General features: G+C 63.0%; 21 protein-coding genes. All 21 read left to right on the top strand.

Features of this window, described 5'->3' with window-relative positions; genetic code table 11:
* The first annotated feature begins 11 nt into the window (after positions 1–11).
* The 21 genes from tssC to C4K38_RS31400 all read left to right on the top strand — a co-directional run bounded on the left by tssC (position 12) and on the right by C4K38_RS31400 (position 23,508).
* On the top strand, positions 12–1,487 hold the full coding sequence (gene tssC / locus C4K38_RS31500) for a type VI secretion system contractile sheath large subunit (protein WP_007930285.1): 1,476 nt from the start codon (positions 12–14) through the stop codon (positions 1,485–1,487).
* A gap of 14 nt (positions 1,488–1,501) precedes the next feature.
* Positions 1,502–1,909 (top strand): type VI secretion system baseplate subunit TssE, encoded by a 408-nt coding sequence (gene tssE / locus C4K38_RS31495; RefSeq protein WP_007930282.1) that lies wholly within the window; start codon positions 1,502–1,504, stop codon positions 1,907–1,909.
* Between the two features lie 14 nt (positions 1,910–1,923).
* On the top strand, positions 1,924–2,430 hold the full coding sequence (locus tag C4K38_RS31490; RefSeq protein WP_036998079.1) for a PAAR domain-containing protein: 507 nt from the start codon (positions 1,924–1,926) through the stop codon (positions 2,428–2,430).
* A gap of 3 nt (positions 2,431–2,433) precedes the next feature.
* The gene (locus C4K38_RS31485) at positions 2,434–3,273 is read left to right on the top strand and encodes a hypothetical protein (protein WP_053276693.1); all 840 of its coding nucleotides are present in this window, start codon (positions 2,434–2,436) and stop codon (positions 3,271–3,273) included.
* Complete coding sequence (locus C4K38_RS31480) at positions 3,254–3,592, top strand: hypothetical protein (protein WP_053276692.1); 339 nt, start codon at positions 3,254–3,256, stop codon at positions 3,590–3,592. Before C4K38_RS31485 ends, C4K38_RS31480 begins: the two co-directional genes overlap by 20 nt.
* Positions 3,593–3,723: 131 nt before the next feature.
* Positions 3,724–4,044 (top strand): hypothetical protein, encoded by a 321-nt coding sequence (locus tag C4K38_RS31475; RefSeq protein WP_231998582.1) that lies wholly within the window; start codon positions 3,724–3,726, stop codon positions 4,042–4,044.
* A 20-nt stretch (positions 4,045–4,064) separates the two neighbouring features.
* On the top strand, positions 4,065–4,484 hold the full coding sequence (locus tag C4K38_RS31470) for a hypothetical protein (protein WP_124345330.1): 420 nt from the start codon (positions 4,065–4,067) through the stop codon (positions 4,482–4,484).
* 24 nt (positions 4,485–4,508) lie between these two features.
* Complete coding sequence (gene tssF, locus C4K38_RS31465) at positions 4,509–6,296, top strand: type VI secretion system baseplate subunit TssF (RefSeq protein WP_025806996.1); 1,788 nt, start codon at positions 4,509–4,511, stop codon at positions 6,294–6,296.
* Entirely contained in the window at positions 6,260–7,267 is a 1,008-nt protein-coding gene (tssG, locus tag C4K38_RS31460; RefSeq protein ID WP_023967802.1) for a type VI secretion system baseplate subunit TssG, read from the top strand. Before tssF ends, tssG begins: the two co-directional genes overlap by 37 nt.
* 11 nt (positions 7,268–7,278) lie before the next feature.
* The gene (gene tssH, locus C4K38_RS31455) at positions 7,279–9,933 is read left to right on the top strand and encodes a type VI secretion system ATPase TssH (RefSeq protein WP_053276690.1); all 2,655 of its coding nucleotides are present in this window, start codon (positions 7,279–7,281) and stop codon (positions 9,931–9,933) included.
* 10 nt (positions 9,934–9,943) lie between these two features.
* Positions 9,944–11,461 (top strand): sigma-54 interaction domain-containing protein, encoded by a 1,518-nt coding sequence (locus tag C4K38_RS31450; protein WP_053276689.1) that lies wholly within the window; start codon positions 9,944–9,946, stop codon positions 11,459–11,461.
* Positions 11,462–11,556: 95 nt separating this feature from the next.
* Positions 11,557–11,697, top strand: coding sequence for a hypothetical protein (locus C4K38_RS31445; protein WP_007930271.1), 141 nt, complete (start codon positions 11,557–11,559; stop codon positions 11,695–11,697).
* A gap of 17 nt (positions 11,698–11,714) precedes the next feature.
* On the top strand, positions 11,715–12,908 hold the full coding sequence (gene tagH, locus C4K38_RS31440) for a type VI secretion system-associated FHA domain protein TagH (protein ID WP_053276688.1): 1,194 nt from the start codon (positions 11,715–11,717) through the stop codon (positions 12,906–12,908).
* 5 nt (positions 12,909–12,913) lie between these two features.
* The gene (gene tssJ / locus C4K38_RS31435) at positions 12,914–13,414 is read left to right on the top strand and encodes a type VI secretion system lipoprotein TssJ (protein WP_053276687.1); all 501 of its coding nucleotides are present in this window, start codon (positions 12,914–12,916) and stop codon (positions 13,412–13,414) included.
* Positions 13,415–13,416: 2 nt separating this feature from the next.
* Positions 13,417–14,748, top strand: coding sequence for a type VI secretion system baseplate subunit TssK (tssK, locus tag C4K38_RS31430; RefSeq protein ID WP_007930267.1), 1,332 nt, complete (start codon positions 13,417–13,419; stop codon positions 14,746–14,748).
* A 5-nt stretch (positions 14,749–14,753) separates the two neighbouring features.
* Positions 14,754–15,623 (top strand): type IVB secretion system protein IcmH/DotU, encoded by an 870-nt coding sequence (gene icmH, locus C4K38_RS31425; protein ID WP_053276686.1) that lies wholly within the window; start codon positions 14,754–14,756, stop codon positions 15,621–15,623.
* A 14-nt stretch (positions 15,624–15,637) separates the two neighbouring features.
* Complete coding sequence (gene tssM / locus C4K38_RS31420) at positions 15,638–19,165, top strand: type VI secretion system membrane subunit TssM (protein WP_053276685.1); 3,528 nt, start codon at positions 15,638–15,640, stop codon at positions 19,163–19,165.
* A complete protein-coding gene (locus C4K38_RS31415; protein WP_053276684.1) occupies positions 19,165–19,893 on the top strand; it encodes a PP2C family protein-serine/threonine phosphatase in 729 nt (242 codons plus the stop codon). The genes tssM and C4K38_RS31415 overlap by 1 nt, the downstream gene beginning before the upstream one ends.
* Positions 19,890–20,960 carry a serine/threonine-protein kinase gene (locus C4K38_RS31410; protein WP_053276683.1) on the top strand — a complete coding sequence of 357 codons (1,071 nt, stop codon included), beginning with the start codon at positions 19,890–19,892 and terminating at the stop codon, positions 20,958–20,960. The genes C4K38_RS31415 and C4K38_RS31410 overlap by 4 nt, the downstream gene beginning before the upstream one ends.
* Before the next feature lie 21 nt (positions 20,961–20,981).
* Positions 20,982–23,018: a type VI secretion system Vgr family protein gene (locus C4K38_RS31405; RefSeq protein WP_081364185.1), complete on the top strand. Its 2,037-nt coding sequence runs from the start codon at positions 20,982–20,984 to the stop codon at positions 23,016–23,018.
* A gap of 16 nt (positions 23,019–23,034) precedes the next feature.
* Positions 23,035–23,508 (top strand): hypothetical protein, encoded by a 474-nt coding sequence (locus C4K38_RS31400; RefSeq protein ID WP_053281450.1) that lies wholly within the window; start codon positions 23,035–23,037, stop codon positions 23,506–23,508.
* Positions 23,509–23,513: the final 5 nt, after the last annotated feature.

Below are 23,513 nucleotides of genomic sequence, written 5' to 3'. Positions count from 1 at the left end.
AGCCAAACACTATGAGCACTAGTGCAGCACAACAGAAAAGCAACGAGAACGGCGAGTACAGCATTCTCGACAGCATCATCGCCGAAACCCGCCTGACTCCGGACGACGAAGCCTACGACATCGCCAAGCGCGGTGTGTCGGCCTTCATCGAAGAGCTGCTCAAGCCTCAGAACGATGGCGAGCCGGTCAAGAAGGCCATGGTTGACCGCATGATCGCTGAGATCGATGCCAAGCTCAGCCGCCAGATGGACGAAATCCTTCACCACGAAGACTTCCAGTCCCTGGAGTCGGCCTGGCGTGGCCTGCAGTTGTTGGTCGACCGCACCAACTTCCGCGAAAACATCAAGATCGAAATCCTCAACGTTTCCAAGCAGGACCTGCTGGACGACTTCGAAGATTCGCCGGAAGTGATGCAGGCTGGCCTGTACAAGCACATCTACACCGCTGAATACGGCCAGTTCGGTGGCCAGCCGGTGGGCGCGATCATCGCCAACTACTTCATGTCGCCAAGCTCGCCAGACGTGAAGCTGATGCAGTACGTGTCCAGCGTTGCCTGCATGTCCCACGCGCCATTCATCGCCGCGGCCGGTCCGAAGTTCTTCGGCCTGGAAAGCTTCACCGGCCTGCCGGACCTGAAGGATCTGAAAGACCACTTCGAAGGCCCGCAATTCGCCAAATGGCAGAGCTTCCGCCAGTCGGAAGACTCGCGCTACATCGGCCTGACCGTACCGCGCTTCCTGCTGCGCAACCCGTACGATCCGGAAGAGAACCCGGTCAAATCCTTCGTCTACAAGGAAACCGTTGCCAACAGCCACGAACACTACCTGTGGGGCAACACCGCGTACGCGTTCGGTACCAAACTGACCGACAGCTTCGCCAAGTTCCGCTGGTGCCCGAACATCATCGGCCCGCAGAGCGGTGGCGCGGTAGAAGACCTGCCGTTGCACCACTTCGAAAGCATGGGTGAAATCGAAACCAAGATTCCTACAGAGGTTCTGGTTTCCGACCGCCGTGAATACGAACTGGCCGAGGAAGGCTTCATCTCCCTGACCATGCGCAAAGGCAGCGACAACGCGGCGTTCTTCTCCGCCAGCTCGGTGCAGAAGCCGAAGTTCTTCGGCATCAGCGCGGAAGGCAAGGCTGCGGAGCTGAACTACAAGCTCGGTACCCAGCTGCCGTACATGATGATCGTCAACCGCCTGGCTCACTACCTGAAAGTGCTGCAGCGCGAGCAACTCGGTTCATGGAAAGAACGTACCGACCTCGAGCTGGAACTCAACAAGTGGATCCGCCAGTACGTCGCCGACCAGGAAAACCCGAGCGCCGAAGTTCGTGGCCGTCGTCCGCTGCGCGCCGCGCAGATCATCGTCAGCGATGTGGAAGGGGAGCCGGGCTGGTACCGCGTCAGCCTGAACGTGCGCCCGCACTTCAAGTACATGGGTGCCGATTTCACCCTGTCGCTGGTTGGCAAGCTGGACAAAGAGTAACCAGGAGCTAGGTCATGACCGGATACGGCAGCCTTTTCGAACGCCTGAGTGGCGAGGCCGACAAGCGTGTCGGCTGGAGCCGCGAGGTTTCCGCCATGGCGTCGGTGGCTGCCCATCTGGGCAAGATGCTCAGCACCCGTGCGGGCAGCGTGCAGACGCTGTCCGATTACGGGTTGCCCGATCTCAACGACATGCGCCTGAGCCTGCACGATGCCCTGAGCCAGGCCCGCCTGGCCATCGAAAGTTTCATCGAAGCCTACGAGCCGCGTCTGAGCAATGTGCGTGTCGTTTCCCTGCCGCGTGATCACGACCAGCTCAAGCTGGCTTTCAATATCGAAGGCCTGCTTGAGGTGGACGGGTTCAAGCGCCAGGTCAGTTTTTCCGCGCGCCTGGATGGCAGCGGACAGGTCAAGGTCAGTTAAGCAAGGAAACGACGATGTCAGGTAAACCCGCAGCACGCGTCAGCGACCCCACCGCCTGCCCGCTCCCCGGCCACGCAACCAATCCGATCGCCGCCGGCTCCGGCGATGTGTTCTTCGACGGCCTGCCCGCCGCCCGCCAGGGAGATGCCTCGGCCTGTGGCGGCGCGATGGCCAGCGCCTTGGCGACCACGGTGCTGATCAACGGCAAAGCCGCGGCTACCGTCGGTTCGGTGGGCACTCACGGCAATACAGTCACGGCTGGATCGGGGACGGTGATTATCGGTGACTCCCACTCGGCGGCGCCGTTTGTTCCTCCATCACCGCTGATTATTCCTGGATTTGATGAGCAGTTTGCGCTGACAGATGAGGCGGGAGCTCCGATTGCCAATCGCCGATATCTGCTTGTTCGCGAAGATGGCACGCAGGAAGAAGGGATTACCAATGATGCAGGGCTTACTCATCGGCTTGCTCGACATGAGCGAGCAGAGAAAGTCGAAGTCTACGTAGCAGCGGGAAGTTGATGAATGGCCACTGATACCATCAGCACTTCAAGTGGCACTTTCAAAAAAGTCGCTACGGTGCAAAGTTCCCCTACCAAAGAGCTTGTCCCTAAGCCGGTTGTAGTTGAGCAAGGGCTGACCGTATTTTTGGGTGGCGCTGGGATGATTGGTGGTTATAACGCCGACATGATCAACGCATTTACCGAGATAGGCATCGCTAATTCTGTCTACGGAAACTATTCATCCTTGATCACTGGGGCGGATGAGTATGTCCATCCAATGGTTGATATGCTCGCCGACGCATCGGCGGTTATTTTTTACAATCAGGATAGTAGTAGGCCGGCAGAGTTTGAATATGACCAGTTGGGAGTTGTAAAAGAAAGAACCGATTTGTATGGTTTGGTCGCTGTTAAAAGCACTATGCCGGTTATAGAAAGCCAACCTGCGGATTTCTCCCTTGCTGCCATTGGCATATCAAAAAAGATTCCGACTTCTGGACAGTTCAATATTGTCGGGTACTCATGGGGGGCGGTAATTGCAGCGCGTAGCGCTATGTATCATGCGCGCAAGGATATTACCGTCGATCACTTGGTTCTCATCGGTGCGCCGATCAATCAGGACTTGAAGGATGCGGTAACCGGGCATCCGAAAATAATCAAAACAATAATTATTGACCTGACAGATAAGGGCGATCCGATTTATGCCGGGATGACGGATGCCGAATTGGTTGGCGTTGCACCCGAGCTTGCGGGGCAGATGTCAGGCACTAACCAAGGACACTTTTACTATTCAGGGGATGATGCAGACGGTCAATTAAGGCATCGGGAACTTGCAAAGCGGCTTTATGACGAAGGGCTTCGATAAAGTGATGCGATATTTCGTTATCTTCATTTCTCTTGTCATGCTGTCTTTGAGCTTTATCGATCCCAAAGCCCCGTGGGGGGGTAGTATCGATTTTATGGGCTTATTGCTCCCTCAGGCGGTGTATACATTTTTTTTCGTGGTTTGTATTTTTCTTTATCTTCCGATGATAGTTGTCGGTTTTTATTATTTTGTAAAAAGTGCAGTTCGTTTGGTCAAGTTTCGAGATCTCAGGGGTGGGTTCGAGCCGTTTATTTTGTTTGCGCTTATCGTGGTGAGTTTGAGCCGGTTCGGCGATTGGGTTGTTTATGAGATTTTCTAAATTCCAACCTTGTCGCTGCAATCAATGGGTGTCCCGTGAATTGTTCTAACGGGCCGATGCCAGCTATCGCTGCACCCTCGACGGGGGGCAAGGTGTTGCGACTCCTCAACGCATTCCTTTGTTCAGTCGGAGTGCTGACGATTCTGGTGCTGTTTGCGCTGCTGTTTACCTGGCAGCGGGATACCCCGCCAAAACTGTTCGCTCATCCCAATGCACTGTGGGTTGGCGCTGAGGATGGCGGTGTGTTCGTCGAAATCGCCAAGGCCGAGGCGCCGGATTATTACGTCGAGATTCGACACGAGAATGGGGACATCTGGGCTGAAGGCTGGATCCGCTACGACAGTAAAGATGGCTTCCCGCTGAGTGCCGCCGCCATCACCGGGTTTGGTGGCGAGGCGCTTTATCTACAGACCAGCGTTGCGATGACGCCTGAAAAAGCGGAGGGCCGGTAATCATGAGAGAGGAGGTTCGCATGCTCAGCGCAGGCCGCCGTCGACTGCTTATTACAGCCCTGTGGATTCCGCTGGCCGTTCTCCTGCTGATGCTGCTGGACGAGTGCCTGAGGGGCACCCCCTTGACCCTCGAGTTGTTCGAAACCTACGCGTTGAGCATGGGCATTGCGGCGTACATCGCCTTTGCCCTTCTGGAGATGTGCCTGCTGCGTGGCAAGAGCGAGCAACAAGTACTCGCGCGGGTCTGGCTCGGGCCGTTGTTGTTCATCCCTTTTTACGCCACTTCGTGGATGCTTTTCCGGTTGGCAAAAATGCTTGGCGGTGATGCCAGTGACGTTGCACCGATGTTTGGTTGGCTGGTTTCTATTCCGTGTGTGCTCATCGCGGGCTACGTGGTTTCCGGGCTGACGGTTGCGCTCTACAGGACGGTTTATTCATGAGATTCAATACCAGGCAGGTAACCCGTGTCCTTTAACCACTACTACCAAAGCGAACTCACCGCGCTGCGTCAGCTGGGTCGCCGTTTCGCCGAGCGTAGTCCGGCCCTGGCGCCGTTTCTCGGCCAGGCCGGGCGGGACCCGGATGTGGAGCGCCTGCTCGAAGGTTTCGCTTTCCTCACCGGCCGCCTGCGGCAGAAGCTCGATGACGAGCTGCCGGAGCTGAGCCACTCGCTGATGCACCTGCTGTGGCCGAACTACATGCGGCCGTTGCCGGCATTCAGCATCCTGCAGTTCGACCCGCTGAAGCAGTCCGGGCCGGCCCTGCGCGTGGAGCGTGATACGCCGGTGGAGAGCAAGCCCATCGATGACGTGCGCTGCCGCTTCCGTACCTGCTACCCGACCGAAGTCCTACCGCTGGACCTGACCGCGCTGAACTACTCGGTGAAAGGCGACGGCGCGCTGCTCAGCCTGCGCCTGGAGATGAGCTGCGACGGCCATCTCGGCGAGCTGAACCTGAGCCGCCTGCGCCTGCACCTGGCGGGCGAGCGCTACATCAGCCAGATGCTCTACCTGAGCCTGTTGCGCAACCTCGAAGGCATCGAGCTGGTGCCGCTGGGCATGGACGGCAAGCCGTTCCCCGGCGTCAGCGGCGACGCCATGTCGTTCAAGATGCCGGGCAACCGCGTGCAGCCGGTGGGCTTTGCCGAAGAAGAGGCGTTGATCCCGTATCCGCTGAACACCTTCCGCGGCTATCGCTACCTGCAGGAATATTTCGCCTTCCAGGACAAGTTCCTGTTCGTCGACCTGAACGGCCTGGACCTGCTCAAGTCGCTGCCGGAGGACACCCTCAAGCAGATACACGGCCTGGAAGTGCGCTTCGACATTCGCAAGAGCGGCATTCAGCGCCTGCGGCCGACCTTGGACAACGTGAAGCTGTACTGCACGCCGATCGCCAACCTGTTCAAGCACGACGCGCTGCCGATCCGTCTCGATGGCAAGCAGGACGAGTACCTGCTGCTGCCGGCCGAGTACGACCTGGAAAACTGCGGCGTGTTCTCGGTGGAAACCGTCACCGGCTGGAAGCCCGGAGGCCTGGGTTACCAGGAATACGTGCCGTTCGAATCCTTCGAGCACGACCCGAGTTTCGACGTCCCGCAAAGCCGTCCGCACTACAGCATCCGCCAGCGTTCCTCGCTGCTGCACGATGGCCTGGACACTTACCTGAGTTTCGGCATCCGCCACACCGAGGCCCACGAGACTCTGTCCATCGAGCTGACCTGCACCAACCAGAACCTGCCGCGCCGGCTCAAGCTCGGCGAGATCAACCAGGCCTGTGAGGAAACCCCGGAGTTCCTCAGTTTCCGCAATATCACCCCGGCCACCTCGAGCTACGCGCCACCGCTGAATCGCGACTTCCTGTGGAAGCTGATCAGCAACATGTCGCTCAACTATCTGTCGCTGGCCAACGTCGATGCGCTCAAGGTGATCCTGGAAACCTACGACTTGCCGCGCTACTACGACCAGCACCTGGAAAAGGTCAGCAAGCGCCTGCTGGGCGGGCTCAAGTCGATCCGTCACGAGCATGTCGACCGGCTGCATCGGGGGCTGCCGCTGCGCGGTTTGCGCACCGAGCTGACCATCGATCCGGAAGGTTATATCGGTGAAGGCGACATGTTCGTCTTCGCTTCGGTTCTCAATGAGTTTTTCGCTCTTTACGCCAGTCTCAACTCGTACCACGAGCTGCGGGTAAAAAGTACACAGGGAGAGGTGTACCAATGGACACCACGTATGGGTCTGCAGCCCCTGCTTTAAGCGGGCTGACCCGGGTCATCCGCGAGTACTCGCTGTTCCAGGCCGTGCTGCTGGTGGTGGACCGGCTGCGCGATTCCCACCCGGGCCTGAGCGAAGAGGATCTCTACGACCAGCTGGAATTCCAGGCCAATCCGAGCCTGGGTTTCCCTGGCAGCGACGTCGATCGCGTGGAGTTTTTCGAAGAGCACGGGCAGATGCGCGCGCGCCTGAGGTTCAACCTGATCGGGCTGTTCGGCTCCGGCTCGCCGCTGCCGGCGTTCTACGGTGAGCAGGCCCTGGGCGACAGCGAAGACGGCAACCCGACTCGCAACTTCCTCGACCTGTTCCACCATCGCCTGCAGCGGCTGATGCTGCCGATCTGGCGCAAGTACCGCTACCGCGCCAGTTTCAAGAGCGGCGCGCTCGACCCGTTTTCCGCCCAGCTGTTCGCCCTGATCGGCCTCGGCGGCGAAGACATCCGCAAGGCCAAGGAGCTGAACTGGAAGCGCCTGCTGCCTTACCTCGGCCTGCTCAGCCTGCGGGCTCACTCGGCGGCGCTGATCGAGGCCGTGCTGCGTTACTACTTCAAGCATGCGGACCTGGTGATCGAGCAGTGCATCGAGCGTCGGGTGGAGATTCTCGAAGAGCAACGCAACCGCCTGGGCCGCGCCAACAGCCAGCTCGGCGAAGACCTGGTGCTGGGCGAGCGGGTGCGCGATCGCAGCGGCAAGTTCCGCATCCATATCCGCCAGCTCGACTGGCAACGCTTCCACGAATTCCTGCCGATCGGTTTCGGCTACCAGCCGCTGTGCGCGCTGGTGCGGTTCACCCTGCGTGACCCGCTGGACTACGACATTCGCCTGGTCTTGCGCCAGGAAGAAATCCGCGAACTGCGCATCGGTGAGCAGAACGCCTGTCGCCTCGGGTGGACCAGTTGGCTCGGCCGCGAACGCGCGGACGGCGTGGTGACCCTGGGCAGCAAAATTCATTAAGGACAGATGACATGATCAACGTAGACCTGCAGCAACTGATCCAGGCGCTGGACGCCGAAACCCGCCGCGACCTGGAGAGCTCCGCCGAACGCTGTGTCGCCCGTGGTGGCAGCAAGATCCTGGTCGAAGACCTGTTGCTGGGCCTGCTGGAGCGTCCGCAAGGCTTGCTCGCACGCGCGTTGCAGGACGCCGAAGTGGATGCCGGCGAGCTGAGCGCGGCACTGCAGTCGCGGGTCGAGCACAGCGCTTCGCGCAACCCGGTGTTCGCCCCGGAGCTGGTGCAGTGGCTGCAGGACGCCTTGTTGGTGGCCAACCTCGAACTGGGCCAGAGCCAGGTCGAGCAGGCGGCGCTGATCCTCGCCCTGCTGCGCAATCCAATGCGCTACGCCGGTAGCCGCTACCAGCCGCTGCTGGCCAAGCTGAACATCGAGCGTCTGAAGGATTTCGCCCTGTCGCAGAAGGAAGAACCGGCCAGCGGCAAGCCGGCGGCGCCGGGCGAATCGCTGTTGCAGCGCTTCACCCACAACCTGACCCAGCAGGCGCGCGAGGGCAAGCTCGACCCGGTGCTGTGCCGCGATGGCGCGATCCGCCAGATGGTCGACATCCTCGCCCGTCGCCGCAAGAACAACCCGATCGTGGTCGGCGAAGCCGGTGTTGGTAAAACCGCGGTGGTCGAAGGCCTGGCCTCGCGCATCGCCGCCGGTGAAGTGCCGCAGGTGCTCAAGGGCGTCGAGCTGCTGTCGCTGGACATGGGGCTGTTGCAGGCGGGCGCCAGCGTGAAGGGCGAGTTCGAGCGCCGCCTCAAGGGCGTGATCGACGAGGTCAAGGCTTCGCCTAAGCCGATCATTCTGTTTATCGACGAAGCCCACACCCTGATCGGCGCCGGCGGCAACGCGGGCGGTTCCGACGCGGCCAACCTGCTCAAGCCAGCCCTGGCCCGTGGCGAGCTGCGCACCATCGCCGCCACCACCTGGGCCGAGTACAAGAAGTACTTCGAGAAAGACCCGGCCCTGGCCCGGCGCTTCCAGCCGGTGCAGCTGCACGAACCGACTGTCAGCGAGGCGGTGACCATCCTGCGTGGCCTGGCCCAGGTCTACGAGAAGAGCCATGGCATCTACCTGCGCGACGACGCGGTGGTGGCCGCGGCCGAACTCTCGGCCCGTTACCTGGCTGGCCGCCAGCTGCCGGACAAGGCGGTGGACGTGCTCGACACCGCCTGTGCCCGAGTGCGCATCAGCCTGGCGGCGGCGCCGGAGAGCCTGGAGCGCCTGCGTGGCGAACTGGCCGAAGGCGGTCGTCAACGCCAGGCGCTGCGCCGCGATGCCGAAGCCGGCCTGGCGATCGACCAGGAGGCGCTGGACGCGCTGGAGGCCCGTCTGGCCGAGGCCGAGGCCGAGCAGCAAGCCCTGGAAACCCTGTGGAGCGAACAACGCACCCTGGCCGAACGTCTGCTCGAACTGCGTCAGCAACTGGCCAAGGCCCGCGACGCGGCCAACCAGCCGCCGCGGGTGTCGGTGGAAGAAGACGCCGAAGGTAGGGTGATCGAAACCCTCGCCGCCGAAGTGGAAGAGGGGCAGAGCGTCGAAGCGCTGGAAGCCGCCCTCAACGAAACCCATCGCGCTCTGAGCGATGCCCAGAGCCAGGAACGCCTGGTCAGCTTCGAAGTCTGCCCGCGCCTGGTGGCCGAAGTGATCAGCGCCTGGACCGGTGTGCCGCTGACGCAACTGGCCCGTGAACACAACGCCAAGGTGGCGAGCTTCGCCACCGACCTGCGCACGCGCATTCGTGGTCAGGAACAGGCGGTGCACGCCCTGGATCGTTCGATGCGCGCCACGGCCGCTGGCCTGAACAAGCCGGATGCGCCGGTGGGGGTATTCCTGCTGGTGGGCCCGAGCGGCGTCGGCAAGACCGAAACCGCCCTGGCCCTGGCCGACTTGCTGTACGGCGGCGATCGCTTCATCACCACCATCAACATGTCCGAGTTCCAGGAGAAGCACACTGTGTCGCGCCTGATCGGCGCGCCTCCAGGCTACGTCGGCTACGGCGAAGGCGGCATGCTCACCGAGGCGGTGCGACAGAAGCCGTACTCGGTGATTCTGCTCGACGAGGTCGAGAAAGCCGACCCGGACGTGCTCAACCTGTTCTATCAGATCTTCGACAAGGGCGTGGCTAACGATGGCGAAGGGCGCGAGATCGACTTCCGCAACACGCTGATCCTGATGACCTCGAACCTGGCCAGCGACCGTATCAGCGCCCTGTGCGAGAACGGCGAGCGGCCGAGCGCCGAGACTCTGGAAGAGACCATCCGCCCGGTGCTCAGCAAGCATTTCAAGCCGGCGCTGCTGGCGCGCATGCGCGTGGTGCCGTACTACCCGGTGGGCGGCCCGGTGCTGCGCGAGCTGATCGAAATCAAGTTGGGCCGTCTGGGCGAGCGCCTGAACCGTCGCCAGCTGGATTTCACTCACTGCCAGAACCTGGTCGACCACCTGGCCGAGCGTTGCACCCAGAGCGAAAGCGGCGCGCGCCTGATCGACCACTTGCTCGACCTGCACGTACTGCCGCTGGTGGCCGACCGCCTGCTGGACGCCATGGCCACCGGCGAGAACCTCAAGCGCGTACACGCGACGCTCGACAGCAGCGGTGGCGTGACCTGCGAGTTCGCCTGAGGTGGGTGTGATGTTCACTCGTGTACCACAACCGCTGATCTATGCCGAGGCGCTGCTGGCGCAGTTCGCCAGCCTGTCGCGGGCGGCCGACGGTGGCGCGCTGCTGGGCGATTTCGTGCGCGGCGTGGCCGGGCTCAGCGGCTGCGAACTGAGCCAGCTGTACCTGCTGGACGCCACCCATACCCGGCTGGGCCTGAGCGCCGAATGCCTGGGCGGCATCCTGCAACCGCGGGAAGCGGCGAGCCTGCCGGCGGACTACAACGGTGAGCAACTGCTGCAGTTCGCCCTGTGCCAGAACCGCGTGGTGAGCCTAGTGGGGCTGAGCGGCAGCCTGCATGAAACCAGTTTCCTGCCGGCCCGGGACACGCCCTGGCAGTCGTTGTTGTGCGTGCCGCTGGTGAACACGCAAAAGGCCGTCGAGGGCCTGCTGCTGTGCGCCAGTCGCGAACATATCGACCTGCAAGGCTTCGCCGATTCCATGGGCCAACTGGGTTCGTTCGTGCTCGGGCAATTGCACCTGCTGCAACGCCTGCGCCGTCCGGTGGGCGACGCGACGCCCGTGGCCAGCACCCCGGTCAGCGCCAGCGGCTACGGGTTGATCGGCAACAGCACGGCCATGCGCCAGACCTACCAGTTGATCAGCAAGGTGCTGCACAGCCCCTACACCGTGTTGCTGCGCGGCGAGACCGGCACTGGCAAGGAAGTGGTGGCGCGGGCCATCCATGACTACGGCCCGCGGCGCTCCCAGGCGTTCATCGTGCAGAACTGCGCAGCGTTCCCGGAGAACCTGCTGGAGAGCGAGCTCTTCGGCTACCGCAAGGGCGCCTTCACCGGCGCCGATCGCGACCGTCCGGGGCTGTTCGACGCGGCCAATGGCGGCACCCTGTTGCTGGACGAAATCGGCGACATGCCGCTGTCCCTGCAAGCCAAGCTGCTGCGCGTGTTGCAGGAGGGCGAGATCCGTCCGCTGGGTTCCAACGACACCCACAAGATCGACGTGCGCATCATCGCCGCGACCCACCGCGACCTGGCGGTACTGGTCAGCGAGGGCAAGTTCCGCGAGGACCTGTACTACCGCCTGGCGCAGTTCCCGATCGAGTTGCCGGCCCTGCGCCAGCGCGAAGGCGACATCCTCGATCTGGCCCGGCACTTTGCCGACAAGGCCTGCGCCTTCCTGCAGCGCGATCCGGTGAACTGGTCGGAAACCGCCCTCAATCACCTGTCGGGCTACACCTTCCCGGGCAACGTGCGCGAGCTCAAGGGCCTGGTGGAGCGGGCGGTGCTGCTGTGCGAAGGCGGCGAGCTGCTGGCCGAGCATTTCTCCCTGAGCGGCGAAGCGCTGCCGGAAGAACCCGGCCTGAACCTGCGCGAGCGCCTGGAGAAGGTCGAGCGTCACCTGCTGCTCGATTGCCTGCGCAAGAACGACGGCAACCAGACCCTGGCGGCCCGCGAGCTGGGGCTGCCCAGGCGCACGCTGCTGTACCGCCTCGGGCGGCTGAACATCAATCTTGGCGACTTCGAGGGTTAGCGCGACATGACTTCCCCCAGCGCCTTTTTCGTTTCGCCAAGCGTCGCCCGCAAGGGTCGGCGCTTTGTGCATTGTCTACCCATGGAGACCCTCTGATGTCTGTTCGTCACTGGCAAGCCGCCCTGCTGGCTCTGATCGTTCTCAGCGGCCTCGGCGGCTGTAGCGGCAATTACAAATTCAACGACAACACCTATCGCCCATTGGGTGATCCGCAGGCGGTCAATCGCGGCAAGTGACCGCAAGGAGCATCATCATGGAACTGGTTTTCGAAATGCTGAACACCAAGCAGTTCGTGCCCACGGAGTTGAGCAGCAAAACCTTCAAGCAGGCCGGCGGGGTGATCGGGCGGGGCGAGGATTGCGACTGGATCATTCCGGACCGCAAGCGTCACCTGTCCAATCACCACGCGATCGTCAGCTACCGCGACGGTACGTTTTTCCTCACCGATACCAGCAGCAACGGTATCCAGGCCAGTGACAGCGGCGCGCGCCTGCGCAAGGGCGAGCCGCAGCGTATCGAGCACGGCAGCGTCTATGTGCTGGGGGATTTCGAGATCCGTGCGCGCCTGGTGCGCGATCCGGCGACCTTCGACGCCGAAGTCGGGCGTCCGCAAGCCGCTGGCAGCATCATTCCCGATGACGCATTCCTCGACCTCGACCCGCTCAACGCGCTGGACCAGCAGGAGCGGGTGTATTCGGAAATCGACGAGCTGACCGCGCTCAATACGCCGCGCCAGGAACCACGGCAGCGCGCGGACTATGCGCGCATCGACATGGAAAGCTTGCTGGTGCCGGAACTGGTGGCGCAGCCCGAGGCGCCGGTCGCCGTCGAGCCGGCCCCGGTGGAGCGCCAGCGCGAAGGTTTCTGGGAGCATTTCGGCGCGGCGCTGGGGGTGGACCTCAAAGGCCTCGATCACGACGCCCGCGAAGCCCTGGCGATCGATGCCGCGCGCCTGCTCAAGCAAAGCATCGGCGGCCTGCAGCAAAGCCTGCGCACCCGCAGCGAACTGAAAAACGAACTGCGCCTGGCCCTGACCACCGCCCAGGGCGGCAGCAAGAATCCACTGAAATTCGCCGTGGACGCCAGCGAAGCACTGGGCATCCTGCTGCAGGGCAACAAGCCCGGCCAGTTGCCGGCCGAGCAGGCGATCTCCCGCGCTTTCCGCGATCTGCAGGCGCACCAGGTGGCGCTGCTGACCGCCAGCCGCGCGGCCGTGCGCGGCACCCTCGAGCATTTTTCGCCACAGCAGCTGACCCTGCGTTTCGAGCGCGACAACAAGCCGTTGCTGGCCACGTCCGGCAGCCGCTGGAGAGCCTACAACCGCTATCACCAGGCCCTGCGTCAGGACGATGACTGGAGCGAACGCCTGCTGGCCCGTGACTTCGCCCAGGCCTACGAAGAACAGATCCGCCTGATCTCCACCCTTCACACCGAACACCAAGGATGATGCGCATGTCTCGCTGCTCGACCCTGTTACTCAAGACGCTGGCTGCGCTGATTGCCCTGGCATTGCTGGCCGGCTGCTCGTCGCTGTCGCCGTACTCGACCATGACCAAGCTCAACCTCAAACTGACCGCCAGCGACCAGCTCAACCCGGACCTCAACGGTCGTCCGTCGCCGATCGTGGTGCGGCTGATCGAGCTCAAGCATCCGGTGGCCTTTGAGAACGCCGATTTCTTCAGCCTCTACGAGCGCGCCAAGGAGTCCCTGGCACCGGACATGGTGGCCAGCGAAGAGCTGGAACTGCGTCCGGGTGAAACCGTGGAACTCAAGCTCAGCGTCGAAGAAGGCAGCCGCTACGTCGGCGTGCTGGCGGCCTACCGGGATATCTCCGAAGCCCAGTGGCGCTATGTGGTGCAGCTCACTCCGGTGGAGCTGACCGAAGCCGATCTAACCCTCGACCAGGCCGGTATCCGCACCAGCAACGCAACGCTCGCCAAGGCGGAAAAGTAATCATGAACGTGCATAAAGTCATTTGGCAGGAAGGCATGTTGCTGCGCCCGCAGCACTTCCAGCACAACGATCGCTACTACGACTACCAGATGAAAACCCGCACCCAGTTGCTGGGCAGTTATTCCTGGGGTTTCCTGAGCCTGGAGATCGACCTGCAGTTCCTCAACATGGGCAAGCTGGTGATCAGCCAGGCCTCCGGCATCCTGCCCGACGGCAGCCTGTTCGAGCTGGGTGGCAACACCGAGCCGCTGGCCCTCGACGTGCCGCCGAACACCGGCAACACCCCGGTCTACCTGGCTTTGCCGCTGGTGACCGGCAACCACATCGAGTCGCGCCGTCCGGAGCAGTCCGACGTGCTGGCGCGCTACACCGCCTACGAGGCGGAAGTGGCCGACTCCAACGCCGGCGACGATTCCAGCAGCCAGGTCAGCTGCGCCCGGCCGGACTTCCGACTGCTGCTCGGCGAGCAACAGAGCGACCAGGCCTATGTGAAGCTCAAGCTCTGCGAAGTCCTCGACACCACGCCCGACGGGGTGATCAGCCTCGACCCGGACTTCGTGCCGACCTTCATCCACGCCCATGCCTCGAGCTACCTGCTGTCGTGCCTGAAGGAAGTGATCAGCATGCTCAGCCACCGCGGCGACACCATTGCCGACCGGATCCGTTCCAACGGCAAGGTCGGCGGCGCCGAAGTCGGCGACTTCATGATGCTGCAACTGATCAACCGCACCGAACTGCTGCTGCGCCATTACCTGGGCCTGGAGCAGGTGCATCCGGAAGAGCTGTACCGCACGCTGCTGACCATGCTCGGCGATCTGGCGACCTTCGCCAGCGACAGCAAGCGACCGCGCCTGGACAGCCGCTACCAGCACAGCGACCAGGGCGCGAGCTTCCGCAAGTTGATGGACGCGATCCGCCAGGTGTTGTCGATGGTGCTCGAACAGCACGCCATCGAGCTGGTGCTGCAGGCGCGCCAGTACGGGATCATCGTGTCGCCGTTGCACGACCACAAGCTGCTGGGCTCGGCCTCGTTCGTCCTGGCGGCCAGCGCCAACTGCGACTCCGAAGAACTGCGCCACCGCTTGCCGGCGCACCTCAAGGTCGGCCCGGTGGAGCGGATTCGCCAGCTGGTCAACCTGCACCTGCCGGGGATCAAGGTCAAACCCTTGCCGGTGGCGCCACGGCAGATCGCGTTCCACTCCAACAAAACCTATTTCATCCTCGAACTCAGTTCCGAAGACCTGGCGCAACTGGAGCGTTCCGGCGGTTTCGCCTTCCACGTGTCCGGCGAATTCGCCGAGCTTGAACTGAAATTCTGGGCCATCAGGAACTGACCGACATGATCAAGGACATGGAACACAACCAGGACGACAAGACCGTCCTGCTCGATCGCCAGGGCCATGGCCCGGCGCAGAGTCCGCTGACCGATTTCGCCGCGCCGCCGCGCTTCGAGCAACTGGAAGAACGGATGATCTATGCCGCGCGCCTGCGCCCGGCCGAGGCCTTCAACATCAGCCTGAACGCGCTGGTGGCGGCGGCCTCCGATCTGTTGTCGGAAGTGGTGCGCCTCAAGCACAGCGACACCCGCGAAGACCTGTACGCGCTCAACGAGCGCCTGACCTCGGGCCTGAAACTGTTCGAGGTGCGCGCCCTGCACAACGGCGCCGAAAGCAGCCAGGTCATGGCCGCCCGCTACGTGCTGTGCACCGTGGTTGACGAGGCGGTGGTCACCACCCCCTGGGGCAATGAAAGCGAGTGGTCGCAGATGAGCCTGCTCAGCAGCTTCCACAACGAGACCTTTGGTGGCGAGAAGTTCTTCCAGCTGCTGGATCGGCTGTCGAAGAACCCGGTCAAGCACCTGCCGATGCTGGAGCTGATGTACCTATGCCTGTCGCTGGGCTTCGAGGGCAAGTACCGGGTCATGGCCCGCGGCATGCTCGAACTCGAAGGCATACGCGATGCGCTGTACCGGCAGATCCGTCAGTTGCGTGGCGACGTGCCGCGCGAGCTGTCGCCGCATTGGGAAGGCCTGCACGACAAGCGCCGCAGCCTGGTGCGCATCGTGCCGTGGTGGATGGTCGCGCTGTTCACGGTGGTCTGCCTGGTGGTGATGTATTCGGGGTTCGCCTGGGTTCTGGGCGAGCAGCGCGAGACCGTTCTGCAACCTTATCAGCAGCTTGACCCGGCCGTGGTCCAGCCCCAGCAGTAATACAGGGACGTGTGATGAAAAACTTCTTCAAGAAAGTCGGCGCCTTCCTGCGCAAGACGTGGGTCTGGACGCTGTTGCTGGTGCTGTTCGTGGCACTGCTGGTGTGGTTCGTCGGGCCGCTGCTGGCGGTCAACGACTACAAGTTCTGGGAAAGCGCGACCTCGCGCCTGCTGACCATCAGCGTGCTGTTCCTGATCTGGGGCCTGACCATGGTCTTCGTCAGCTGGCGCGCCGGGATACGCAAGAAAGAAATGGAAGACAGCGAAGACGGCCAGGAACGCCTGCGCCGTGAAGAGCTGATCGACGAGGAACAGAAAGAGCTGCGCAGCCGCTTCAAGGAAGCCATGCGCACCCTCAAGACCTCGAGCCTGTACCGCGGGCGCAGCGAGCGCTGGCGCAACGACCTGCCCTGGTACCTGCTGATCGGTCCGCAGAGCAGTGGCAAGACCAGCCTGCTGGACTTCTCGGGCCTTGAGTTCCCGATCAACAAGATTGACCGCAAGCTGACCCGCGACACCATCGGCACCCGGCATTGCGACTGGTACTTCGCCGACCACGGCGTACTGATCGACACCGCCGGCCGTTACCTGACCCAGCCTGACGCGGAAGTCGACGGCAGCGCCTGGAGCACCTTGCTCAACCTGCTGCGCAAGCGTCGTCGCGGGCGTCCGCTCAACGGCGTGCTGGTGACCATTCCGGTGGAGCTGCTGCTGAGTGGCAACGAGCAGGATCTCGACACCCTGGCGCGCCAGGTCCGCGCGCGCCTGCAGGACGTGCACCAGAAACTGCACGTCGACGTGCCGGTGTACCTGGTGCTGAGCAAGGCCGACCAGTTGCTGGGCTTCGACGAGTTCTTCGACCAACTGAGCCGCGAGGAAAGCGACCAGGTGCTCGGCACCAGCTTCCGCAAGGAACAGAACGGCACCGACGTCGCCGTGCTGCGCCAGGAGTTCGAAGAGCTGCTGCGCCGCCTGAACAGCCAGGTGATCATGCGCATGCACCAGGAGCGCGACACCCAGCGCCGTGGCCGCATTCTCGACTTCCCGCACCAACTGGGCCAGATCGGCGAGCGCCTGTGCCTGTTCGTCGACATGGCGTTCACCGGCAACCGCTACCAGCGGGCCAGCCAGCTGCGCGGTTTTTACCTGACCAGCGCGCCGCACCTGACGGAAAAGCTCGACCCCGATACCGCCGGCATCGGTGCCAGCCTGGGCATGGCGGCCGGTGTGCTGCCAACTTTGCGCAGCGGTCGTTCGCGCTTCATTCATCACCTGCTGAGCCGGGTGATTTTCCCCGAGGCCGACCTGGCTGGCCTGGACAAGCGCGAGCGCAATCGCATCCATTGGAGCCAGCGTGCGCTGTACGTTGGCGCGCTGGTGGCCCTGGCCTTGTTCGGCCTGCTCTGGGCCGGCGGTTTCTCCGCCAACTACGAGCGCCTGGAAAACCTGCGCTCCCTGGCGCAGAACTGGAACCAGCAGCGCACCGCGCTGACCGCCCGCGACGACGCGATGGCGGCGCTCAAGACCCTCGACACCAGCTTCGAAGCCACCAAGGTGTTCCCGGCCAAGGGCGATGTATCGCTGCACGAGCGGGTCGGCCTGTACCAGGGCGAGGAAAGCAACCCAGTGGTGCTCAGCGCCTACGAGCGTGAGTTGCAAGCGCAGCTGCTGCCACGGGTGGCGCAGATGCTGGAAGGGCAGATCCGCAGCAACATGCGCGACCGCGACCGCCTGCTCAACAGCCTGCGGGCGTACCTGATGCTGAACATGCAGGACCGTCGCGATCCGTCCTGGCTCAAGGATTGGGTAGCCACCGACTGGTCGACGCGCTACGCCGGCAACACCGCGGTGCAGAACGGCCTGGGCGCGCACTTCGAACGCCTGCTCAAGCTGCCGTTCAGCTACCCGCTCAACGACACCCTGGTGGCCCAGGCGCGCCAGGTGCTGCGTAGCGAGTCGCTGGCCAACGTGGTCTATCGCGTGCTGCGCGAACAGGCGCGGAGCCTGCCGGAGTACCGTCTGAGCCAGCACCTGGGGCCGCAGGGCAGCCTGTTCGTCGGCACCGACTACGCGATCCCGGGCTTCTACACCCAGCAGGGTTACCAGCAGTACTTCTCGGTCCAGGGCACGGCGCTGGTCACCGATATCCTGCGTGACAACTGGGTGCTGGGCGAAGGCAGCGGCATCAGCGGCATGGACCTGCGCCGCCTGATGGTGGAGCTGGAGCAGCTGTACTTCCGCGACTACGCCAACTTCTGGAGCGAAGCGGTCGGCCAGGTCGGCCTGCAGCCGTTCAACGATGCCGGCGAAGGCGCCGATCAGGTCGCTGGCCTGACTTCGGCCAACTCGCCAGTGCTGCAACTGCTGGTGGAGGTGCGCGAGAACACCCGCTTCCAGGCCATCGCCGAAGCGGCCGAAGACGCGACCGCCGCGGCGGACAAGGCCGCCGAGAAGGGCGGGGCGCTGGGCAAGGTCGCGGCAGCTGCCGCGGGCAAGGCCCAGGAAGCCCTGGCCAAGAACCTGCCGGACACCGCGAAGAAGTCGCTGCAACGTCGCTTCGAGCCGCTGCACCGTCTGCTGGATGACAACAACGGCCCGGCGGCGGACCTGACGCCGGCGCTGCAAGCGCTGAACGACCTGCAACTGCAACTGGCCGGGCTGGCCCGTGCCAGTGCGCCCGAGCAGGCAGCGTTCGAAATGGCCAAGACCCGCATGAGCGGCCAGCGCGATGCGCTGAGCAACCTGCGCAACGCCTCGGTGCGCCTGCCGCGTCCGGTGAGCGTGTGGTTCAACGTGCTGGCCGAAGACACCTGGCGCCTGGTGCTCAACGACTCCTACCAGTACCTCAACCAGCGTTATCAGAGCGAGCTGTACAGCTTCTACGGCAAGGCCATCAGCAAGCGTTATCCGTTCAGCGCCCACAGCACCAGCGATGTCGCCATCAGCGATTTCCGCGAGTTCTTCAAGGCCCAGGGCATTGCCGATCGCTTCTTCGAAACCTACATGCGGCCTTTCGTCAGCGGCGATCCGGGCAACTACCGCCTGCGCAGCATCGACGGCCACAGCCTGCCGATGTCCAAGGTCTACCTCGACCAGATGGCCGCGGCCCAGGTGATCCGCCAGAGCTTCTTCTCGGAGAACCCGGCGGAGCCGCAGGTGCAGTTCAAGCTGGAGCCCTACACCCTGGACCCGGCGGTGAGCCGCTCCGAGTTCCGTTTCGGCGACAAGAGCATGGAATACCGCCACGGTCCGATCGTGCCGGTGTCCTTCAAGTGGCCGACCGATGCCGAAGACGGCCGCACCAGCCTGGTGCTGGACAAGATGGCCGGGCGCCCGGTGGGCATCGAAAAGAACACCGGCCCCTGGTCGCTGTTCCGTCTGTTCGACCTGATGCAGACCGAGTACCTGACCGGCCGTGACGTGCTGGTGCTCAAGGCCGACCTGGGCGGCCTGCGTGCCAACTACCTGCTGATGAGCCAGCGCACGCCGAACCCGTTCGACATGGGCGTGCTGCGCACCTTCCGCATGCCGGTGCAGCTCTGATGCTGGTTGCCAGTACCTGGCGCAGCGCTGCGCGCACCGACCCGGGCAAGGTTCGGGCGCGCAACGAAGATGCCTTCCTCGACTGTCCGGAGCAGGGGCTCTGGGTGGTCGCGGACGGCATGGGCGGGCATCAGGGTGGCGATATCGCCAGCCAGTTGATCGTCGCCAGCCTGGCCGAGTTGCCGGTGCAAGACAGCTTCGACGAGCGGCTCAAGGACCTGCGCCAGTGCCTGCACTGGCTCAACCGGCGCCTGGGCCAGGAGTTGACCGTCACTGCCGAGCGCCACGACAGCATCATGGGCAGCACCGTGGTCGCGCTGTTGCTGGAAGGCGATCGCGCGGCGTGCATCTGGGCCGGCGACAGCCGCTGTTACTTGTGGCGCGGGCAGCGTCTGTACCAGCTGTCCAAGGACCATTCGTTGCAGCAGCAACTGATCGACGAGCAGCAGATGAGCGTCGAGCAGGCGCGGGCCCATCCGGCGGCCAATGCCCTGACCCGGGCGGTGGGGGCCAGCGAGCAACTGACCCTGGATGTGCTGGAGTTGCAGGTTTACCCCGGCGATGCCTTCCTGCTGTGCAGCGACGGCCTGTACCAGGGGTTGACCAGCGACGCGCTGGGCAACGCCTTGAGCCTGGCTTCGCCGCAGGTGGCGCTGGAGCGTCTGTTCGACGGCGCCCTGCGTGGCTCGGCACGGGACAACCTGACAGCCGTGGTGATCCGCCAATGAGTGATCTCAAATCCGGTCTGGATAACATCCTGATGAGCGAGGAAGAGGCCAGCAACCTGACCTATTTCGCCTTCGCCAAGGCCAACGAGGCGCCGCGTCCCGTGGCGCCCAAGGCCAAGGCCAAGGGCAAGGGCCGCAACCGCTCGAGGAACCGCTCCCGTTCCAAGGCCAAGGCCGTGGCGCCGGTGGGCGGGCTGCCGGATGTGCTGGCCGGACGTTACCGCCTCGAGCGCCTGCTCGGGGCCGGTGGCATGGGCACGGTCTACCGCGCGCGGGACCTGCTGCATGAGCAGTTCGGCGATCCCGATCCTTACATAGCGCTCAAAGTCATGAGCGAAGAATTCTCCGAGACGCCGGATGCCAGCGCCTTGCTCTACAGCGAGTTCGCCCTGACCCGACGCCTGCGCCACCCGAACGTCGTGCGCCTGCACAGCTTCGAGGTGGACACCCAGTGCCAGCGCGCCTTCATCACCATGGAGCTGATGCGCGGCCTGACCCTGGATAAACTGCTCTGCGAACGGCCGTTGGGCCTGCCGTGGAAAGAGCTGCGCGATGTGGTGCGGCCACTGCTCGATGCCCTGGCGTACAGCCACGCTCGCGGTGTGCTGCACGGCGACCTGAAGCCGAGCAACGTGATGCTGTGCGAAGACGGCGTGCGGCTGTTCGACTTCGGCCTAAGCCAGGCCGAGGAGGGCGTGCTGCCCGGCCTGCCGCAGCTGAGCCGCAGCCGCTTCAATGCCTGGACGCCCGGCTATGCCGCCCCCGAATTGCTGGAGGGCGGGGCCTTGTCGGCCAGCGCCGATCTGTACGCGGTGGCCTGTGTGATCTTTGAGCTGGCCTGTGGCAAGCACCCGTATCGCCGGTTGCCGTCGACCCAGGCCCGCGACGAACGCCTGGACCGCACGCTGCAGGCACCCAAGAACCTTCCCAGACACTGTTGGCCAGCCCTGCGCGCGGCGCTGGCCTTCGACGTGGCGCAACGCAACATCTGCGCCCAAGCATTGCGCGACGCCATGCGCGCGGATTCGTCCTGGCTGCAACGCTGGTTCCATCGGCGTAACGGATGACCATCGAACAGGGAGCAAGCTATGTTCAATCCTTCCAATGAAACCCACTTCAGCCTGACGGTCGACGACTTCCAGGGTGACTTGCAGGTGCTGTCTTTCGAAGGGATCGAAGGCATCAGCCAGCCGTTCCGTTTCGATCTGGAACTGGTCAGCGAGAACCCCGATCTGGACCTGGAGACGCTGCTGCACAAGCAGGCGTTCCTGGCCTTTGATCCGCAGAACAGTGGCATCCACGGGCAGATCTACCGCGTGGCCCAGGGCGATGCCGGCAAGCGCCTGACCCGCTACAAGGTGTCGCTGGTGCCGCAGCTGGCCTATCTCGAACACCGCACCAACCAGCGCATCTACCAGCAGCTGTCGGCACCGAAGATCATCGCGCTGATCCTCGAAGAGCACGGCATCCAGGGCAACGCCTACCGGTTCCAGCTCGGCACGCCGTGCCCAGACCGCGACTACTGCGTGCAGTACGACGAAACCGACCTGCACTTCATCCAGCGCCTGTGCGAAGAGGAAGGCCTGCATTACCACTTCCAGCACAGCCCACAAGGCCACCTGCTGGTGTTCGGCGACGACCAGACAGTGTTCCCCAAGCTCGGCCAGCCCACCGCCTATATCCAGGGCAGCGGCATGGTCGCTGACGAGCCGGTAATCAAGGGCTTCAACCTGCGCCTGGAAACCCGCACCAGCCGCACCACCCGCCGCGACTACGACTTCGAGAAGCCGCGCCTGCAACTGGAAGCGGCCTATAAACCCGAGGCTGAAAGCGCAGAGCCGGACCTGGAAGACTACGACTACCCGGGGCGCTTCACCGACCGCGCCCGCGGCAAGTTCCTCAGCCAGCGCGCCCTCGAGCGCCACCGCGCCGACTACCAGCAGGCCGAAGGCTGGGGCGACCAGACACGACTGGTCAGCGGCCACTTCCTGGAGCTGTCCGAGCACCCGCGCAGCGAGTGGAACGACCTCTGGCTGCTCACCCATATCGTCCACGAAGGCAAGCAGCCACAGGTGCTGGAAGAGTCGGTGACCAGCGACACCACCGACAACAAGGACGACTTCCACCAGGGCTATCGCAACCGTTTTCTCGCCACGCCCTGGCAGGTGTTCTACCGCCCGGCCCTGAACCACCCGAAACCGCGCGTGCTGGGCAGCCAGACCGCGGTGGTCACCGGGCCCAAGGGCGAAGAAATCCACTGCGACCAGTACGGCCGGGTGAAGGTGCAGTTCCACTGGGACCGCGAGGGCAAGGCCGACGACAAGACCAGCTGCTGGCTGCGCGTGTCCTCCAGCTGGGCCGGCGACCGCTACGGCGCCATCGTCATCCCGCGCATCGGCATGGAAGTGCTGGTGACCTTCCTCGAAGGCGACCCCGACCAGCCGCTGATCACCGGCTGCCTGTACCACAAGGAACACCCGGTGCCTTACCCGCTGCCGGCGAACAAGACCCGCACCGTGTTCAAGTCCATGAGCTCGCCGGGCGGCGCCGGCTTCAACGAACTGCGCATCGAAGACAAGAAAGGCGCCGAACAGATCTTCATCCACGCCCAGCGCGACTGGGACGAAAACATCGAGCACGACCAGAAAATCCGCATCGGCCACGAACGCCACGACACGGTGGTGAAGAACACCTACACCGAGCTCAAGGCCGAAGAACACCGTGTCACCCACGCCGACCGCAAGATTGAAACCCGCGTCGACGACCACCTGACCGTCGGCGAAAACCAGCATATCAAGCTCGGCACCGCGCAACTGATCAAGGCCGGCCAGGAAATCCACCTCAAGGCTGGGGCCAAGATGGTGATCGAGGCCGGCAGCGAACTGACCATCAAGGCCGGCGGCAGCTTTATCAAGCTGGATGCCGGCGGCGTCACGGTGGTGGGGTCGGTGGTGAAGATCAATGCCGGGGGATCGCCGGGGAGTGGGACGGGGATTGGGATCAAGCCGCCGGGGTTGCCGGGGGCGGCGGATAAGGATAAGGCGGGGAGTTTGATGGATGAGGCGTTGATGAATACGCCGCCGGAGAAGGTTAAGCCGAAGGCTTTTTTTGTGTTTTCAGAATGAATTGTTAGGAACTGACATGAATTTTCATACTGCTTTTTTTAAAACCTTCATAGCGCGCGCGCTGGCATGTTTGCTTTTGCTGAGTGGGGCTGCATGTGCGGAGAAAAATAATATAAGCAAAGGGTTTGACGTTATCACTTATGAAGAGGCATTGGAGAAGTTCAATGAAGAACATTCGGATGAGAATTACAGGTGCCAATATAGCCTTTCCGGTGTAAGCGAAAACTCGCCGCTGACCGCCGTGGAAATAGAAGATTTTGTTTATCTCAAGAAAAATGGAAGCATAATTGAGCTGGCTGGCAAGGATAGAGACGAAAATACTGGAAATTACAGCTCTAGAGATGGAGAGTTGAAGATGTCATACAAGGTACTCAAGAAATATAATTTCTCAGAGTATCAAGAGTCGGACGACAGAGATGTAGAGGTTAAGTTCACATATCAAGGGAAGGTCGAAGTTGTAAAGATGTATGGTATTCGATGCGGAATTTGATATTG

The organism is Pseudomonas chlororaphis subsp. piscium (genome assembly GCF_003850345.1).
GTDB lineage: Bacteria > Pseudomonadota > Gammaproteobacteria > Pseudomonadales > Pseudomonadaceae > Aquipseudomonas > Aquipseudomonas piscium.
This window is presented reverse-complemented; position numbering and strand designations above follow the sequence as displayed.

Coding starts and splice junctions, on each gene's coding strand:
- tssC (WP_007930285.1), top strand. CDS start 12: ATGAGCACTAGTGCAGCACAACAGAAAAGCAACGAGAACGGCGAGTAC.
- tssE (WP_007930282.1), top strand. CDS start 1,502: ATGACCGGATACGGCAGCCTTTTCGAACGCCTGAGTGGCGAGGCCGAC.
- C4K38_RS31490 (WP_036998079.1), top strand. CDS start 1,924: ATGTCAGGTAAACCCGCAGCACGCGTCAGCGACCCCACCGCCTGCCCG.
- C4K38_RS31485 (WP_053276693.1), top strand. CDS start 2,434: ATGGCCACTGATACCATCAGCACTTCAAGTGGCACTTTCAAAAAAGTC.
- C4K38_RS31480 (WP_053276692.1), top strand. CDS start 3,254: ATGACGAAGGGCTTCGATAAAGTGATGCGATATTTCGTTATCTTCATT.
- C4K38_RS31470 (WP_124345330.1), top strand. CDS start 4,065: ATGCTCAGCGCAGGCCGCCGTCGACTGCTTATTACAGCCCTGTGGATT.
- tssG (WP_023967802.1), top strand. CDS start 6,260: ATGGACACCACGTATGGGTCTGCAGCCCCTGCTTTAAGCGGGCTGACC.
- tssH (WP_053276690.1), top strand. CDS start 7,279: ATGATCAACGTAGACCTGCAGCAACTGATCCAGGCGCTGGACGCCGAA.
- C4K38_RS31450 (WP_053276689.1), top strand. CDS start 9,944: ATGTTCACTCGTGTACCACAACCGCTGATCTATGCCGAGGCGCTGCTG.
- C4K38_RS31445 (WP_007930271.1), top strand. CDS start 11,557: ATGTCTGTTCGTCACTGGCAAGCCGCCCTGCTGGCTCTGATCGTTCTC.
- tagH (WP_053276688.1), top strand. CDS start 11,715: ATGGAACTGGTTTTCGAAATGCTGAACACCAAGCAGTTCGTGCCCACG.
- tssJ (WP_053276687.1), top strand. CDS start 12,914: ATGTCTCGCTGCTCGACCCTGTTACTCAAGACGCTGGCTGCGCTGATT.
- tssK (WP_007930267.1), top strand. CDS start 13,417: ATGAACGTGCATAAAGTCATTTGGCAGGAAGGCATGTTGCTGCGCCCG.
- icmH (WP_053276686.1), top strand. CDS start 14,754: ATGATCAAGGACATGGAACACAACCAGGACGACAAGACCGTCCTGCTC.
- tssM (WP_053276685.1), top strand. CDS start 15,638: ATGAAAAACTTCTTCAAGAAAGTCGGCGCCTTCCTGCGCAAGACGTGG.
- C4K38_RS31415 (WP_053276684.1), top strand. CDS start 19,165: ATGCTGGTTGCCAGTACCTGGCGCAGCGCTGCGCGCACCGACCCGGGC.
- C4K38_RS31410 (WP_053276683.1), top strand. CDS start 19,890: ATGAGTGATCTCAAATCCGGTCTGGATAACATCCTGATGAGCGAGGAA.
- C4K38_RS31405 (WP_081364185.1), top strand. CDS start 20,982: ATGTTCAATCCTTCCAATGAAACCCACTTCAGCCTGACGGTCGACGAC.
- C4K38_RS31400 (WP_053281450.1), top strand. CDS start 23,035: ATGAATTTTCATACTGCTTTTTTTAAAACCTTCATAGCGCGCGCGCTG.